Source organism: Lysobacter sp. ISL-50 (assembly GCF_018612875.1).
Taxonomy (GTDB): Bacteria; Pseudomonadota; Gammaproteobacteria; order Xanthomonadales; family Xanthomonadaceae; genus Lysobacter.
The window spans coordinates 25,512-42,284 of sequence record NZ_JAGGRI010000007.1; the positions used below are offsets into that span (position 1 = coordinate 25,512).

Sequence of the window (16,773 nt, forward strand, 5' to 3'; positions counted from 1 at the left end):
CATCGTCTGTGCGCTGGCGGAAGCGGCGCGAGCCGCAACCACGCCCAGCGTTTCGCGGCGTATCCGAGCGGCCGCGATCGCCGCTCGCGCCTGTCCTGCCTCGACGAATCGCAGCGCCGCAGCGCACCGATTTTCTGAACGCATCGCTCCGGCCCACCGGCGTACACCGGCTCGATGCCCGCGCGAGGGTATAATTCGCGCCGGTAACCGGCCTGCGAGTGATCGAGTAGCGATGGAACCTGCCCTGAAACAGCGATTGATCGGTGCGATGGTGCTGATCGCACTGGCGGTCATCTTCCTGCCCATGCTGATCAAGGGCCCCGCGCCGCAGAGTGGCGCGTCCGATGTTCCGCTGACCCTGCCCGACCAGCCGCAAGCCGGCGATATCGAAACCCGCGAACTGCCCCTGGTCACCCCCGGCGACGCGCCGCAGGGCGGCATGGTCGGCATGGAGCATCCGGCCCCGGCCGATGCCGGCGCGCCGCCGGCCGGCGACGGCCAGACGCTGCCGACGGTCGATACCGCGGCCGGACGTCAGGACACGATGATGCGTCCGTCCACCGCCGGCGGCGATTACGCGGTGAGTTTCGGCAGCTACGCCAGCTCCAGCGACGCCGACCGGGTGATCGCCGCGCTGCAGGCCGCGCGACTGCCGGGGTATCAGGAAACCGCCGCGGGCGCCAACGGCCGCACCGTGTACCGGGTGCGGATCGGGCCGTTCGCGACCCAGGCCGACGCCGAAGCCGCGCGCCTGAGCTCGACCAAGGTCCGCAACGACATCGGCGCCAAGGTCGTGGTGCTCAACGCCGACGCGGCCGATCTGGCTTCGCCGGCGGCCACGCCCAGCAAGCCCGCGACCCCGCCAGCCAAGCCGGAACCCACCAAGCCCGCGCCGCCCGTGGCCCAGGCCAGCAAGCCGGAGCCGATCAAGCCCGAGCCGACCAAGCCCACGCCCGTCAAGCCCGAACCGGCCAAACCCGCGCCGCCCGTCGCCCAGGCCCCCAAGCCCGCCGCGACCAAGCCGGTCAAGATCGAACCGCTGCCGGCCGAAACGCCCAAGCCGGCGCCGGTCGCGGCCAAACCGGCCGAGCCGGCCAAGCCCGCCGCCGCCGGCACCGGCTTCGCCGTCCAGCTCGGCGCGTTCGGCAACGTGGATGAGGCGAACAAATTACGCGACCGCGCGCGCGCGGCCGGTTTCAGCGCATTCGTCGAACAGGTCCGCACCGACAAGGGCACGCTCAACCGCGTGCGCATCGGTCCGGTGGTCAATCGTGCCGATGCCGACAAGCTCAAGGCCCAGGTCGCGGGCAAGCTCGGGATCGGCGACGCCCTGGTCAAACCGCATCCGTGAGCGCGGACGGCGGGTGCAGGCGGGGCTGCCAGTGAGCGGCGGCCGGACACACTAGGGAGCGGGGTGCTATGACGGCTGTGGATTGGGGATTGCTGATTATCGTCGGCCTGTCGGCGCTGCTGGGCATGGCCCGCGGTCTGATCGGCGTGGCGGTGTCGCTGGCGGCGTGGTTGCTGGCCGGCGTGGGCGCATTCCTGTTCGGCGGCGACGTCGGCCGCAGCCTGACCGACGGCCACCTGGGCTGGGGCGCCTACCTGGGCGGCTACGCGTTGAGCTTCGCGGTGATCTGGGTCGGCGTCGGCCTGATCGGCATGGTGATCCGGCGGGTCGCGCATTCCTACGGCCTGTCGGAGATGGACCGGCTGATGGGCCTGGGCCTCGGCGCGGTGCGCGGGGTGATCTTCGCCTGCATGGCGATGGTGTTCGCGGCCATGACCACGCTGCCGCGCGAACGCGCCTGGCGCGACTCGGGCCTGGCCGCGGTGCTGATGCCCGGCGCCCAGCTGATGCGCAGCGCCTTGCCCGACGCGATGGCGCGCAAGGTCGATCTGGAAGGCCGCGGCACCTCGCTGCAGGCCACGGTCCAGGCTCAGGCGCAGGATCTGGAAAAGAATCTGAAGAGCAAAGTCCCGGGCGGAGCGCTGCCGGGTGGTTTCACCGACGCCATGGCCGGCAGTCTGGGCGGCATGGGCCGCGGCAACGCGCACGGCAACGCCCAGGGCGATCCGCGCGAACCGATGGGCGTATTGCCCGAACCGGTCGATGAGCAGCAATCGGGCGACCTGTCCGGCCTGACCGGGCTGCTGCCCGGCGCGATGCGCGATTTGCTGCCCAAAACCGGGCAGAACCGCGCCGAAGGCAACCAGATCGAGGGCGATCCGGCCCAGGCCGACGACAAGCGGCGCGACGACAAGCAGGTGCATTGATCCGATCCAGCCATCGCCGCCGCCGCAACGCTACATCGCGCGCGGCGCCATCGAAATCCGGTTTCGCGCCCCGATACCGTCCGCTCACGACGGCGGCGCTACGTTCTCAAACGGCCCGCTGTCACCGCGGCCACTGCATTCCCGGTCCGCAGCGGCGATAATTCGCCGCCGCGGCCACGCGGCACTTTCGACACTCAGGCAGGACCAGCGCTATGTGCGGCATTCTCGGTATCGTCGGCAACACGGATGTCGCCGCTCAGCTCTACGACGGACTCACGGTGCTGCAGCATCGCGGCCAGGATGCGGCCGGCATCGCCACCGCCGACGGCGCGCGCCTGCGCGTGCACAAGGGCAACGGCCTGGTCAGCGACGTGTTCGACGAAAAGGCCATGCGCCTGCTCGAAGGCCGGGTCGGCATCGGCCACTGCCGCTACCCGACCGCGGGCAGCGAGGGCTCCGACGAGGCGCAGCCGTTCTACGTCAACTCGCCCTACGGCATCGCCCTGGCCCACAACGGCAACCTGATCAACACCGACACCTTGCGCCGCGAAGTGTTCGAACAGGATCGCCGCAACGTCAACACCGAGTCCGACTCGGAAGTGCTGCTCAACGTGTTCGCGCACGAGCTCGACCGCCAGCGCGTTCTGACCGCCGAGGCCGCGTTCGGCGCGATCGAAGGCGTCAATCGCCGCTGCATCGGCGGCTACGCGGTGGTCGCCACCGTGCTCGGCCTGGGCCTGATCGCGTTCCGCGACCCGCACGGCATCCGCCCGCTGGTGCTGGGCAAGCGCAACACCGGCGGCCAGGACGAGTACGCGGTCGCGTCCGAATCGGTGGCGCTGGACCTGCTCGGTTTCGAACGCCTGCGCGACGTGCGCCCGGGCGAGGGCATCGTGATCAACGCGCGCGGCGAGCTGTTCTCGCGCCAGTGCGCGCAACCGCGCCAGCACGCGCCGTGCATCTTCGAATACGTGTATTTCGCCCGTCCCGACTCGATGATGGACGACGTCTCCGTGCACAAGGCGCGCATGCGCATGGGCCAGACGCTCGGCGAGAAGATCCTGCGCCTGCGTCCGCAGCACGACATCGACGTGGTCATCCCGATTCCCGACACCTCGCGCGACTCGGCCCTGGAAATCGCCAACACCCTGGGCGTGAAGTACCGCGAAGGCTTCATCAAGAACCGCTACGTCGGCCGCACCTTCATCATGCCCGGGCAGGGCGAGCGGGCCAAGTCGGTGCGGCGCAAGCTCAATCCGATTCCGCTGGAATTCCGCAACCGCGTCGTGCTCCTGGTCGATGACTCGATCGTGCGCGGCACCACCTCGCGCCAGATCGTGCAGATGGCGCGCGACGCCGGCGCGCGCAAGGTGTACCTGGCCTCGGCCGCGCCGCCGGTGCGTTTCCCGAACATCTACGGCATCGACATGCCCTCCACCGACGAACTGGTCGCGCACGGCCGCACCGACGAGGAAGTGCAGACGCTGCTGGGTTGCGACTGGCTGATCTACCAGGACCTCGACGCGCTGGAACAGGCGGTGTCCGGTCCCAAGCACCGCATCGATCATTTCGATTCGTCGTGCTTCAACGGCGAATACGTCACCGGCGTGGAGTCGGGCTATTTCGAGCGCATCCAGCAACTGCGTTCGGACGAAGCCAAGAAGACCCGCCGCGCCTCGTAAGCGCGGGCGCGCGGCCATGTCGGATTCGAATTCGCTGTTCGACGCCGCGCGCGCCTGTCTCGATGCCGCCACGCCGCAGGCCAAGGTCGAACTGACCTTCGCCTGCGCGCAGGCCTACGCGCGCGGCGAGCTGGGTATTCCCGACGACGCGCCGGCGCCCGAACCCATCCGCATGCCCGGCCGCCCCGCGCGGCCGGCGCTGGTGCATCCGCGCGAGTTGCCCAAGCGCGGCTTCGGCACCGCCGAGGGCCGCGCCGCGTTCGTGCACGCGATCGCGCACATCGAATTCAACGCCATCGACCTGGGCTGGGACGCGGTCTATCGCTTCCGCGGCCTGCCGGCGCAGTTCTACGCCGACTGGGTCGGCGTCGCCAACGACGAAGCCCGCCACTTCAGCCTGTTGCGCGAGCGCCTGCGCGAACTGGGTTTCGACTACGGCGATTTCGATGCCCACAACGGGTTGTGGGAAATGGCCGAGAAGACCGCGCACGACGGCCTGGCGCGCATGGCCCTGGTGCCGCGCGTGCTGGAAGCGCGCGGGCTGGACGTGACGCCGGGGATGATCGTGAAACTGCGTTCGCTCGGCGACAGCGCCACGGTCGCGATCCTGGAAACGATCCTGCGCGAGGAAGTCGCTCACGTCGCCGCCGGTTCGCGTTGGTATCGCTGGTATTGCGAGCGCGCCGGCATCGACCCGGTGCCGCGTTTCCGCGAACTGTTGGCCGAATATGCGCGCGCGGTGTTGTACGGGCCGTTCAACTTCGAAGCGCGCAGCGCGGCGGGGTTCGACGATGAGGAACTGCGGATGCTTGAGGCGTTCGTGGCGCGCTGAAGGCGTGGCGGCGGAGGCAATCCCCCACGCGGTGGTTTCCCGGCTGTCTTGAGCTTGCGCAACGCGCCGCCCCCTTTTTCAAAGGGGGCGACATGACGCTGTGTTCCTGCAGATCGAACGCCGCCAGATCCCACCCCACAGCCTTTGCTGCTCCCCCCTTTGAAAAAGGGGGGCAGGGGGGATTTGCTCTTTCAGCCCCGCAAACCCCACCTCCCAGTCGATCAACTGACGCCGATCTGAAATACCCCTTTCACACGCCACCCACAGACTTCCGGGCTTCGCTCTCAAGCCGCCCAAGAGTGATTAAGCGCAGCGGATTCTGCATCGCACGCGGCGGCCACTCACCAATGGAAGTCCCATGACGACGAAGACGACGCTCCTCGCCGCCTCGATTTTGCTGTGCCTGCATGCCGGAAACGGCCTCGCCGCAGAACTCGCGCCCAACACTCCCGACGCCAGCGCCGCCGATGCGGGCGCCGCCACCGGCACCGCCGACGCCGCGCGCGACGCCACCACGCTCGACGTGGTCTCGGTCGTCGGCACCGGCCAGACCCGCCAGGTGCAGGCGCTGGGCAAGGCCGATCTGCAGCGCGAAGCCGCCGGCACCAGCCCGCTGAAGGTCATGGCCAAGCTGCCCGGCGTGCACTTCCAAAGCTCCGATCCCTGGGGCAACTACGAGTGGTCCAGCAAGCTCAGCATCCGCGGCTTCTCGCAGCAGCAACTCGGCTTCACCCTCGACGGCGTGCCGCTGGGCGACATGAGCTACGGCAACCACAACGGCCTGCACATCAGCCGCGCGATCACCGCCGAAAACCTGTCCGGCGCCGAACTCTCGCAAGGCAGCGGCGCCATCGACACCGCGTCCTCGGGCAACCTCGGCGGCACGCTGCGCTTCTTCAGCGCCGATCCGTCGGCCGATTTCGGCGTGCGCCTGGCCCAGACCATCGGCAGCGATTCCACCAGCCGCAGCTACGTGCGCATGGACACCGGCGATCACAACGGCTTCAGCGCCTACCTGAGCGGCGTGTTCCACACCACCGACAAGTGGAAGGGCGAAGGCCCGCAGCGCAATACCCAGTTCAACGGCAAGTTCATCTACGCCGGCGACGATTTCAAGATCACCGGCTACGCCGACTCCTCGCGTCGCCGCGAAACCGACTACGCCGATCTGTCGCTGGAATCGGCCAAGCGCCTGGGCATGGATTGGGACAACTACGCCAAGGACTGGCAGCGCGCCATCGACGCCGCCAACGGCATCTTCCGCGGCGGCGTGACCAGCCTGGACGATGCGTATTACATCGCCCGCGGCGTGCGCGACGACGATCTGGCGTACCTGAGCGGCGAATGGAACGTCAATCCGGACCTGACCCTGGCGGCGACGATCTACTACCACAACAACGAAGGCCAGGGCCATTGGGCGACGCCGTATTCGAAGTCGCCGACGGTTCCGATCCGCATGCGCACCACCGAGTACGACATCGAGCGCACCGGCTTCATGCCCAGCCTGAGCTGGCAGATCGGCAATCACCGCCTGCAGGCCGGCCTGTGGCTGGAGAAGAACGATCACGGCGTGCAACGCAACTTCTACGATCTCAGCGCGACCGAGCCGCCGGACGACATCTTCTTCTACCGCAATCCCAGCCAGCGCGTGTTCCGCCAGCGTTTCGACACCGACACGCGCATGTACTACGTGCTCGACCACATGGAGTTCATCGACGGCCGCCTGGCCATCGACGCCGGCTTCAAGGGCCTGAAGGTCGAGACCGACGGCAAGACGCTGATCGGCGGCGCCAGCCGCGCCAGCGGCAAGCTGGTGTCGGAAGACAACTTCCTGCCGCAACTGGGCGCGCGCTGGCAGCTCAGCGAGCATGAGGAAATCTTCGGCTCCTACAGCGAAAACCTGTCGGCGTTCCGCACCGGCGTCAACGGCCCGCATTCGACCTCGCAGGCGGCGTTCGACGCGGCGGTGAAGACGCTGGAACCGGAATCCTCCAAGACCCTGGAAGCCGGCCTGCGCACCAGCCGCGACCAGATCGAGGCATCGGTCGCGGTGTATCGGGTCAACTTCGAGAACCGCCTGCTCGCGATCGCGCGCTGCGCCGGAATCGTGGGCTGCGCGTCCAGCTTCGCCAACGTCGGCGACGTGGAAAGCCGCGGCGCGGAAGTCACCGTGCTGTGGAAGCCGATCGCCGGCCTGAGCTGGTACAACTCGCTGGCCTTCAACGATTCGCAGTACGAGTCCGATTACCTGGACGGCACCACCCTGGTTCGTACCAAGGGCAAGCAGGTGGTGGATGCGCCCAAGCGCCTGTATGCGACCGAGATCCGCTGGGAGCAGGGCGGCCTGTCGCTGCAGCTGGGCGCCAAGTACACCGACAAGCGCTACCTGACCTACCTCAACGATTCCAAGGTGTCCGGTTTCTGGGTGGTGGACGCGTCGGCTTCCTACGAGTGGAAGGATGTGTCCTGGGCCGATTCGTTCAAGCTGCAGTTGAACATGACGAATCTGTTCGACAAGGAATACTTCGGCAGCATCGGCACGAACGGTTTCGTCGCCTCCGATCCGCGCGGCTTGAACTACACCGTGCAGTCGGGCGCGCCGCGCCAGGCGTTCCTGACCGCGGAAGTGCGCTTCTGAGCCAGGCCGCGGGCACGCGCGCATGAGCGAACTCGCGAACGCCCGGGCCCGTGCCCGGGCGTTCGCGTATGCGGGTTTTGTGCCTTCGAACCCCCTCGTTCGGCAAGGCGCAAATCGCTAGCATGGACGCGGGGAAATTATCGGTGACGGGGCGACCATGGGTCTGGGCTTCCAAGTCAGCAGCACGCCGTGGAAGCGGCGCATGTGGGCCAAGCCGAGTCTGCGCGCGCTGGAGCGCGAGCTGCGCCGCACCTACCTGGACGCCTTGCCCGAAGGCGTGTTGCGCGAGCGCCTGAGCGTGTGGGAACGCGAGGGCGGGGTGACCGCGTCGTGGCATCCGGCCGAGGAAGGGCTGTCGATCGATCTGCATCCCGACGGGCGGATGACCGCCTGGGCCAAGACCAACACGGTCGGGCCGGGCTATCACGCGTTCCTGGTCGAGCTGCTGGACCTCATCGCCGCGCAATGGGGCGTGCGCTGGAACTGGGATGAAGCCGCCGCCGCCGCCGAAGGCGACGAATGCGGTTACGCGCTCGCTCGCGACGCGAAGCATCTGCAGGCGCAGATGGCGGGTTGGCTGCATACCGTTGCCGGCGTGCTGTTCGAACATCGCGACGCCGAGAATCTGTTCCTGTGCATGCCGATCGGGCCGCTGCCGCGCCTGCCGGGTTTCGTCGGTTCGCCGATGGGAATCTGGAGCGAATCGCGTTTACGCCAGATCGCCGAAAACCGCGACGCCGCGGCCGCGGCCGCGCCGGATTTCTTTCCCTGGTGGACGCCGGGTTTCGGCGCCGATTTCTGGAGCGGACTGGCGCGGGTGGGCGTGTGGTGCGACGTGGCCTGGGTCGGCCCGCGCGATCAGAACGAGCGCGACACGCTGCGCCGCGTGCTCGACTACGATCGCCGCGCGGCCGCGCTGGACCCGGCGCATGCGCTCGACGCCTCGCTGCGCGACGAACTGCATTGGCTGCTCGATCGCGGCGCCGAGATCGAACTGCCGCATCGCGAAGGCCCGGGCTACAAACGCCTGCCGACCCGCCATTCCCTTTACGGCGGGCCGTGGAGCGTGGAAGTGCCGGGGCATTTCATCGAGCATGTGCTCAACGACGGCAACAATCTGCAATACGTCGGCGACCGGCGCGCGGTCTATGTCAGTTCGCTGAGCATCACCTCGGCCGACGCGAGCCTGCCGCCGGCCGCCGAACTGCTGGAAACCGCCGGCCGCGGCGAACCGGCCGACCTGAGCTGGACCCAGGACACGATCATCGCCAGCGCGCGCTGGGAAGACGATCCCGCCGATTCGGCGCGGCATCTGTACGCGGCCTTCGCCGTCGATGGGCAACTGTTGTTGCTGACCATCAGCAACGAGATCGGCGCGCCGCGCGATTGGGCCGAAGCGGTGGCGCGATCGGTGCGGCGGCCGGAATAGCGCGGGGTGTCGGAAGGCCGCGCGCGGGCAGCGAGCGCGCGGCCGCCGGCCTCAACTCAGGTTCTGCAACTGCATCGCGTCGCGATCGACCCGCAACACCGAGCCTTGTTCGTACCAGTCGCCGAGCACGATGCGCTTGCGCGCGCGGCCGCCGACCTCCAGCGTGTGCACCGCCGGGCGATGGGTGTGGCCGTGGACGATCGTGTCGATGCCGTAGCGGGCGAAGGTCTCCGCGACCGTGGCCGGCGCGACATCGGTGATGGTTTCCATGCGCCCCTGATCCTTGAGCCCGGCCTGATGCGCCTTGCTCGCCGCGCGTGCCTGCTGCGCGAAGGCCAGCCGCGCCGCCAGCGGCTGGGCGAGGAATTGCGCCTGCCACAGCGGATGCCGGGTCTGGGCGCGGAATTGCTGGTAGGCGACATCGTCCGTGCACAGCAGATCGCCGTGGCCGATCAGCACCGGCTGGCCGTACAGCGAAATCACCGACGGATCGGCCAGCACGCGCATGCCGGCGCGCGCGGCGTAATCGGCGCCGAGCAGGAAATCGCGATTGCCGCGGATGAAGTACACCGGCACGCCGCTGTCGGCCAGCGCCTTGAGCTCGCGCGCGACGAAGGCGCCGGTCTCGGACGGATCGTCGTCGCCGACCCAGGCCTCGAACAGATCGCCCAGGACGTAGAGCGCATCGGCGCCGCGCGCTTCATCGCGCACGAAACGGCCGAACAGCTCGGTGATCTGCGGGCGCTCGGCGTCGAGGTGGAGATCGGAGATGAAGAGGGTCGTCATGGGGATAGTTTAGGACAATCGAATAGGCCGAATCCCACGGAACCGGCCGGGGCGAGCAAGCCCGCTGACAAAGGCTGCTAGGTGACGGGAGCGCTTGTTGAGCCCCTCTCCCGCTTGCGGGAGAGGGGTTGGGTGAGAGTGCGCGGCAAGTGGTGAGGTTTCGTGTAGGAGCATTCGCGCCTATGGCGCTCATCCCCTCACCCCAGCCCTCTCCCGCGAGCGGGAGAGGGAGCGAAACGGTTGTTTTGGCTACTCATAGGACCCGGGTCGTTTCGCTCGCACACACCCCGCCTCGGCTCGTTTCCCGCCATCCCCACGGCCACTCCGCTAAAATGCCCGATTCCCCGATCCACCCGAGCCCCGCATGACCCGCACCCGCTTCGCCCCCAGCCCCACCGGATACCTGCACATCGGCGGCGCGCGCACCGCGCTGTACTGCTGGCTGGAAGCGCGCCGCGCGGGCGGGCAGTTCATCCTGCGCATCGAGGACACCGACCGCGAGCGCAGCACCCAGGCGGCGATAGACGCGATCCTGGAGGCGATGGACTGGCTCGGCCTGAGCTACGACGAAGGCCCGATCTACCAGACCCAGCGCCTGGAGCGTTACCGCGAGGTCGCCGAGCAGATGGTCGCGGCCGGCACGGCCTACTACGCCTACGAGACCCGCGAAGAACTGGCCGCCGCGCGCGACGCGGCCCTGGCGGCGAAAGAGAAGCCGCGTTACAACGGCGCCTATCGCGATCGCAACGAGCCTTACCGGGACGATCCGAACCGGGTCATCCGCTTCAAGAATCCGCTCGACGGCACCGTGGTGTTCGAGGACAAGGTCAAGGGCCGGATCGAGATCGCCAACAGCGAGTTGGACGATCTGGTGATCTTCCGCGCCGACGGCTATCCGACCTACAACTTCGCCGTCGTCGTCGATGATCTGGACATGCGCATCACCGATGTCGTGCGCGGCGACGATCACGTCAACAACACTCCGCGCCAGATCAACATCTATGCAGCGCTGGGCGCGCCGGTGCCGCATTTCGCCCATCTGCCGATGATTCTCGACTCCGAGGGCGCCAAGCTGTCCAAGCGCACTGGCGCGGCCGACGTCATGCAGTACCGCGACGAGGGCTATCTGCCGCACGCGCTGCTGAACTATCTGGTCCGCCTGGGCTGGTCGCACGGCGATCAGGAAATTTTCTCGATCGAGGAAATGACCCGGCTGTTCCAACTGGTGGACGTCAACTCCAGCGCCTCGCGCCTGGACGCGGCCAAGCTGGGCTGGATGAACCAGCAATACCTCAAGAGCGACGATCCGGCCGAGGTCGGCAAGCACCTGGAATGGCATCTGCGCCAGCAGGGCCTGGACCTGGCCGCCGGCCCGGCGCCGGCCGACGTGGTGATCGCGCTGCGCGACCGCGTGCAGACCCTGAAGGACATGGCCGAGCGCGCGGCGGTCTGGTATCGCCCGCTGCAGACTTACGACGAGGCCGCAGTCGCCAAGCACCTGAACGCCGCCGCGCAGGCGCCGCTGAGCGAGGCGCGCGCGCGTCTGGCCGCGCTGGCGGTGTGGAGCGCCGACAGCGTCTCCGCGGCCCTGCACGAGGCCGCCGAAGCGCTGGGACTGGGCATGGGCAAGGTCGCCCAGCCGCTGCGCGTGGCCATCACCGGCACCCAGGTCAGCCCGGATATCTCGCATACGGTCTACCTGGCCGGGCAGGCCCAGGCCTTGCAACGTATCGACGCCGCCCTTACTAAGATCCCTGCGTAGGGGGTTTCGCGCCGGCCCCGTGCCGGCGCCAGGACCCGCGCCGCGAACGAGGAGCCCGCCATGAGCACCAGCCACGCCTGCACCGACCCCCAGCACCACGTCCACGACGGCACCGCCTTCGTGCAGGAAGTGGAGCGGGCCTGCGAGCAGCGCGGCCTGCGCCTGACGCCGATCCGCGCGCACGCATTGCGCCTGATCGCCGACGCCGGCCGGCCGATGAAGGCCTACGATCTGCTCGATCAGATGAAAGCCACCCACGACGCCGCGGCGCCGCCGACCATCTACCGCGCCCTGGATTTCCTGCTCGAACACGGCTTCATCCACAAGCTGGCGTCGATCAACGCCTTCGTCGGTTGCCATCATCCCGGCGGCGCGCAGCACGCGGTGCCGTTCCTGATCTGCGATTCGTGCCAGTCGGCGACCGAGCTGGAGGACGAGCGCATCGTCGATCTGCTCGAAGCGCGCGCGCGCGCGCTCGGCTTCGTGCCGCAGGCGCAGACATTGGAAGTCCATGGCATGTGCGCGGATTGCGTTCAGGCCAAGGCGAACGCTTAGCCGCTCGCGAAATCTGCAGAGCTGTTGTGGGAGGGGCTTCAGCCCCGATGCTTTTCTTTCAGATCGCATCGCCGGAACGAACAGCATCGGGGCCGAAGCCCCTCCTACAAAAAAACCCGCGTTTTCGCGGGTTTTTGTTTGGAGCCGGATGCCTCAAGCCGGCGCCAGCGCCGCGCGCGGCACGCGCGCCTCGCGGATCGGCAGATTCGCCGCCGCGGCCAACAGCGCCAGCGCGATGTCGGCGTACCACATCCAGGTGTAATCGCCGAAGTTGGCCATCGCCAGACCGCCGAGCCAGGCGCCGAAGAAGCCGCCGATCTGATGCGAGAGCAAGGTGAAACCGAACAGCGTGCCCAGATAGCGCGGCCCGAACAATTTGCCGACCAGTCCCGCGGTCGGCGGCACCGTCGCCAGCCAGGTCACGCCCAGTCCGGCGGCGAACAAGTAGAACGTCAGCGGCGTCGGCGGCGACATCAGATAAATGCCGATCAGCGCCGCGCGGCTGGCATACATCAACGCGAGCAGATGCTTCATCCGATAGCGCTGCCCGAGCCAGCCCGCGGCCAGACTGCCGCCGATATTGAACAGGCCGATCAGCGCCAGCGCCATCGCCGAAACATTGTCCGACAGCCCGCACAGAGCGATTTCGCTGGGCAGGTGAGTGACCAGGAACGCGATGTGGAAGCCGCAGGTGAAGAAGCCCAGGTGCAGCATCCAGTAACTGGGCTCGCGCACCGCGATGCGCAACTGCTCGCGCAGGCCGATCCCGGGCGGCGCGGCCGCGACCGCGGCGCCGGTGGGCGTCGCCGATACGCGCCGGCGCAGCGGCCACGCCAGCGGCAAGGTCGCCAGCGCCGCTGCCGCCAGCGTCCACATCGCCGCCATCCACCCCGCCGCGGCGATCACCGCCTGCACCAGCGGCGCGAACAGGAACTGCCCGAGCGAACCGCCGGCGTTGATCATGCCCGCCGCCATCGAGCGTTTTTCCGCCGGCAAGCTTTGCGCGGTCGCGCCGATCAGGATCGAAAAACTGCCCGCGCCCGCGCCGGCGGCGCCGAGAATGCCGAGGGTGACCATCAAGCCCCATTGCGACGACACGAACGGCGTCAGGCCCATGCCGGCCATCAGCAAAACGCCGCCGAACACCAGCACGCGCCCCGGCCCGCGCTGATCGGCGAGCGCGCCGAACACCGGCTGCACCGCGCCCCACACGAACTGGCCGATCGCCAGGGCGAAACTGATTTCGGCGATGCCCAATCCGGTGCTGTGGCCGATCGGCTTGATCAGCAGCCCCTGCGATTGGCGGATGCCCATGGTGATCATCAGCATCGCGGTCGCGGCGAGCAGCAACGGCCAGTAAGAGACGGGTTTTGGGCCGGGTAACGCGGTGGCGGTGACGCTCATTGGAGTCTCGGCGGCAAGTGGGGCGGCGGGAGGGGAGGGAGTTCGGTGATGCGGTCGATCGGAGAGCGGTTATCCACGTGCGGCGTTGGACTGCACTGACTGCGGCGAATGCGGATGCCCCATGTCGTCATTCCCGCGAACGCGGGAATCCAGCGACCTTCGTGCGAAAGATTTCGAAGCCGCAACGCTCCTGCTCTTGCCGTCATTCCCGCGAACGCGGGAATCCAGGGCTCTTCGCGCGAAAGACTTTGAAGCCGCAGCGCTCCCGCTCTTGCCGTCATTCCCGCGAACGCGGGAATCCAGCGGCTTTCGTCTACATGCGACAGACGACGGTGTGAGCCTGCACTCCCCCACCAAAGCGAGGGCATAAAACCTCAAGCGTTCTCGCTCGAAAGTCCCTGGATTCCCGCGTTCGCGGGAATGACGGTAACCAGGCGGCGACGCCATCGGATTGGCCAGTGCGATCATCGCGGACCCCGCTGGAACTGCGAAGCAGCAGCGCTCCCGCTTTTGCCGTCATTCCCGCGAAGGCGGGAATCCAGGGCTTTTCGTGCGAAAGAATACGAAGTCGCAGCGCTCCTGCTCTTGCCGTCATCCCCGCGTTCGCTGAAACGACGGCACCCAAACACCGACGCCATCGCAGCGTCCAACACCATCACCGCGAACCCCGCTGCGCCGACGCCGCATCCGCCTGCAACTGCACGATCGCCCGATCCAACTGCGCATGCAGCGCCTCGATCCCGTCGTGTCCCAGACCTCGATCGATCTCGTCCTGCACCACCCGCCACAGCGGCTGGGCGCGTTCGATGACGGCGCGGCCGCTGTCGGTGATGCGCAGGCGGCGCTGACGCGCGTCGGCGCCGGGTACCGATTCGATCCAGCCCGATGCGACCAGCGACTTGAGGTCGCGGCTCAGGGTGCTGCGGTCCATACCCAACTCGTGCGCGACCTCGCCCAACGGGCGGCCGCGGCCGCCGGTGCGTCGCAGGATCGAGTACTGGTTGAGGTTGACCCCGGCCGGCGCCAGCGCCTGGTCGTAGCGCTGGGTCATCAGCCGCGCGAGCTTGCGCATGCGAAAACAGGTGCACACGCTCGGCACGGCGTTCTCGGCGCGGATGGTTTCGTTGATCGTGCTCATTGTGTGTATATACACCTATTTCGTCCGCAACCGCAAACGCCGGCGCGAAGGCCGGCGTCTGGGGCCGCGGGGAGGGCGCTACCGGTCGACTTGGAGAGAGTCGGAACAACCCCGCGTGCAATCGGTGGGCGGCACGGAAACGATGGGGCCGGGCGAGGCGCCGCCCGACCCCGCGCGGATCAGAAGAACACCCGCACGCCGAAGTCCACGCCGCGGCCGGGCAGCACCACGGTGTCCTTGAGGAACGAGGTGTGCACGCGCGCGGTCTGGTCGGTGAGGTTGGTGCCGTCCAGGAACAACTCGTAACCCAGGTTGCCCGAGTCCCAGTGATAGGCCAGGTGCGCATCGACCAGGGTGTAGCCGTCGGTGGGGGTTTCGTTGACCGCGACCTTGTCCTGCTTCATGTAGCGCGTCGCGCCCAGCGAAGCGCGCCAGCTGTCGGCGTCCCAGCGCAGCTCGCCGCCGATCCGGCCCGGCGCGATCCGCGGCAGATTGCCGCCGCCGTTGTCGAGCTTGGCGCGCACGGTGTCGCCGAACACGCGCACGTCGAACTTGCCGGCGGCGCCGTCGAACAGATGCGCGATCGCTTCGCCCTCGAACCCGGTGAACTTGGCATCGGCCTGGCTCCACTGGCGCACCGGGTTGTCCTCGACCGTGGCGCCGGTATCGACCAGATAGATGAAGCCGTCGAACTGGGTCTGGTACGCGGCCAGCTTCGCCTCGAACATCGAGCCGTGGTAGTGCAGGCCGACTTCGAACTGGTTGGCGCGCTCCTTGCGCAGATTCGCGTCGCCGATCTCGAACGACGCCGTCGCCGCGTGCAGGCCGTTGGCGAACAGTTCTTCCTCCGCCGGCGCGCGTTCGGCGCGATCGACGTTGAAGGTCAGGCGCCAGGCGTCGCTGAACTTCCACAACACGCCGGCCGACAGGCTCAGCGGGCTGAAGCTGCGCTTGGCCTCGCCCTGCGGCGAGCTTTCCACGCGATCCACGCGCGCGCCCAGTTCGAGCTGCAGCTGATCCCACTTGCGCTGTTCGGTCAGGAACAGGCCGGCGGCGCGGGTCTTGGTCTTGGGAATGAAGGCTTCTTCGCCGATCGCCTGGAACGTGCGCTCGAAACCCTGCACGCCCAGCGCGCCGACCCAGCCGCCCAGCGGCTTGTGGGTGAGCTCGAAACGGCCTTCGGTGGCGTCGTTGAGGAAACGCGTGCCGACCTCGCTGCCTTCGAATTCGGTGTGTTCGTACTCGGTGTTGGCCAGGCTCGCGCGCAGGCCGCTGAAGATGCCGAATTCCTGGTTGATGCCGCCCTTGAGCTCGAAGCGGTTCTGGCGCATGTCGATATGCACCGGCGATTCGCCTTCTTCTGCATTGCCCGGCTCGCCGGGATTGCCGTACTTGTCTTCGTAGCGCGCGGCGGAGAAGCCCAGGAAGCCCATATCGCCGACCAGCGAGGCACCGAGCGCGCCGGTCTTGGTATCGACGAAGCTGTTGCGCTGGCGGCCGAGCGGGGTTTCGTAGTCATCGTTGTTGCGGTACACGCCGTCGGCATGCAGCACCAGCGCGCCGTCGGCGCCGCTGGCATCGACGCGGGCCATGCCGGTGACGCCGTCGCTGACCGTGCTGCGGCGCACTTCGGCGCGGCCGGAGACGGTTTCCTCCAGCGGCTTCTCGGCGATGCGGCCGTCGACGATGTTGACCACGCCGCCGATCGCGCCGCTGCCGTAAAGCAAGGTGGCCGGGCCCTTGAGCACTTCGATCTGGTCGGCCAGGAACGGCTCGACCGCGACGTTGTGGTCCTGGCTGACGGTGGACACGTCCTGGCTGGCGAGGCCGCCGGTCATCACCCCCACGCGCGGGCCTTCCATGCCGCGGATGATCGGCCGGCCGACGCCGGCGCCGAAATTGGAGCTCTGCACGCCGGGCAATTTGCCGACGGTTTCGCCCAGGGTGGCGCCGCGCGCTTCGTCGAGCTTTTCGCCCGACAGCACTTCCACCGGCTGGGCCAGTTCTTCCGCGCTGGACTGCAGGGGCGTGGCCGTGACGACGACCGCGTCCAGGCTGGTAGCCTTGTCGTGCCGGGTGTCGCTGGGGTTGCCGGGAGAGGTGCCCTGGGCGGCGGGGGGCGCGTCCTGCGCGGCGGCCTGGGCGAACGGCAGGGCGAGGGTCAATGCGATGGCGAGCGCGCTACGGCGGACACGACGGGAGTTGGCGATGGGCTTGGGCATGTCGAATTGGCAGATTCTGAACTGGCGGGGGCGGTTGAAATGTTATAG

Annotated in this window: 12 protein-coding genes; 8 read left to right on the forward strand and 4 right to left on the reverse strand. The window is 68.1% G+C overall.

The window, feature by feature from the left end; genetic code table 11:
- Positions 1–232 precede the first annotated feature (232 nt).
- The 6 genes from J7J50_RS04695 (at position 233) to J7J50_RS04720 (ending at position 8,858) form a co-directional block, all read left to right on the forward strand.
- On the forward strand, positions 233–1,351 hold the full coding sequence (locus J7J50_RS04695) for an SPOR domain-containing protein (protein WP_215056324.1): 1,119 nt from the start codon (positions 233–235) through the stop codon (positions 1,349–1,351).
- 68 nt (positions 1,352–1,419) lie between these two features.
- Positions 1,420–2,277 carry a CvpA family protein gene (locus J7J50_RS04700; protein ID WP_215056325.1) on the forward strand — a complete coding sequence of 286 codons (858 nt, stop codon included), beginning with the start codon at positions 1,420–1,422 and terminating at the stop codon, positions 2,275–2,277.
- Positions 2,278–2,489: 212 nt separating this feature from the next.
- Entirely contained in the window at positions 2,490–3,959 is a 1,470-nt protein-coding gene (gene purF / locus J7J50_RS04705; RefSeq protein ID WP_215056326.1) for an amidophosphoribosyltransferase, read from the forward strand.
- 16 nt (positions 3,960–3,975) lie between these two features.
- Positions 3,976–4,791, forward strand: a complete 816-nt coding sequence (locus J7J50_RS04710; protein WP_215056327.1) for a ferritin-like domain-containing protein — start codon at positions 3,976–3,978, stop codon at positions 4,789–4,791.
- 358 nt (positions 4,792–5,149) lie between these two features.
- Positions 5,150–7,429: a TonB-dependent receptor gene (locus J7J50_RS04715; RefSeq protein ID WP_215056328.1), complete on the forward strand. Its 2,280-nt coding sequence runs from the start codon at positions 5,150–5,152 to the stop codon at positions 7,427–7,429.
- A 157-nt stretch (positions 7,430–7,586) separates the two neighbouring features.
- Entirely contained in the window at positions 7,587–8,858 is a 1,272-nt protein-coding gene (locus J7J50_RS04720) for a hypothetical protein (RefSeq protein WP_215056329.1), read from the forward strand.
- 51 nt (positions 8,859–8,909) lie between these two features.
- Here J7J50_RS04720 and lpxH read toward each other — a convergent pair whose 3' ends face one another.
- Entirely contained in the window at positions 8,910–9,644 is a 735-nt protein-coding gene (gene lpxH, locus J7J50_RS04725; RefSeq protein ID WP_215056330.1) for a UDP-2,3-diacylglucosamine diphosphatase, read from the reverse strand.
- Between the two features lie 364 nt (positions 9,645–10,008).
- On the opposite strand from lpxH, the gene gltX reads away from it, so the two are divergent.
- Entirely contained in the window at positions 10,009–11,406 is a 1,398-nt protein-coding gene (gltX, locus tag J7J50_RS04730; RefSeq protein WP_215056331.1) for a glutamate--tRNA ligase, read from the forward strand.
- A 60-nt stretch (positions 11,407–11,466) separates the two neighbouring features.
- Positions 11,467–11,961, forward strand: coding sequence for a transcriptional repressor (locus J7J50_RS04735; protein WP_057942075.1), 495 nt, complete (start codon positions 11,467–11,469; stop codon positions 11,959–11,961).
- A 153-nt stretch (positions 11,962–12,114) separates the two neighbouring features.
- On the opposite strand, the gene J7J50_RS04740 is transcribed toward J7J50_RS04735, so the two are convergent.
- The 3 genes from J7J50_RS04740 to J7J50_RS04750 all read right to left on the reverse strand — a co-directional run bounded on the left by J7J50_RS04740 (position 12,115) and on the right by J7J50_RS04750 (position 16,725).
- Positions 12,115–13,365, reverse strand: a complete 1,251-nt coding sequence (locus J7J50_RS04740; RefSeq protein WP_215056332.1) for an MFS transporter — start codon at positions 13,363–13,365, stop codon at positions 12,115–12,117.
- A gap of 655 nt (positions 13,366–14,020) precedes the next feature.
- Positions 14,021–14,503, reverse strand: coding sequence for a MarR family winged helix-turn-helix transcriptional regulator (locus J7J50_RS04745; protein WP_215056333.1), 483 nt, complete (start codon positions 14,501–14,503; stop codon positions 14,021–14,023).
- Between the two features lie 179 nt (positions 14,504–14,682).
- The gene (locus J7J50_RS04750; protein WP_215056334.1) at positions 14,683–16,725 is read right to left on the reverse strand and encodes a TonB-dependent receptor; all 2,043 of its coding nucleotides are present in this window, start codon (positions 16,723–16,725) and stop codon (positions 14,683–14,685) included.
- Positions 16,726–16,773 lie beyond the last annotated feature (48 nt).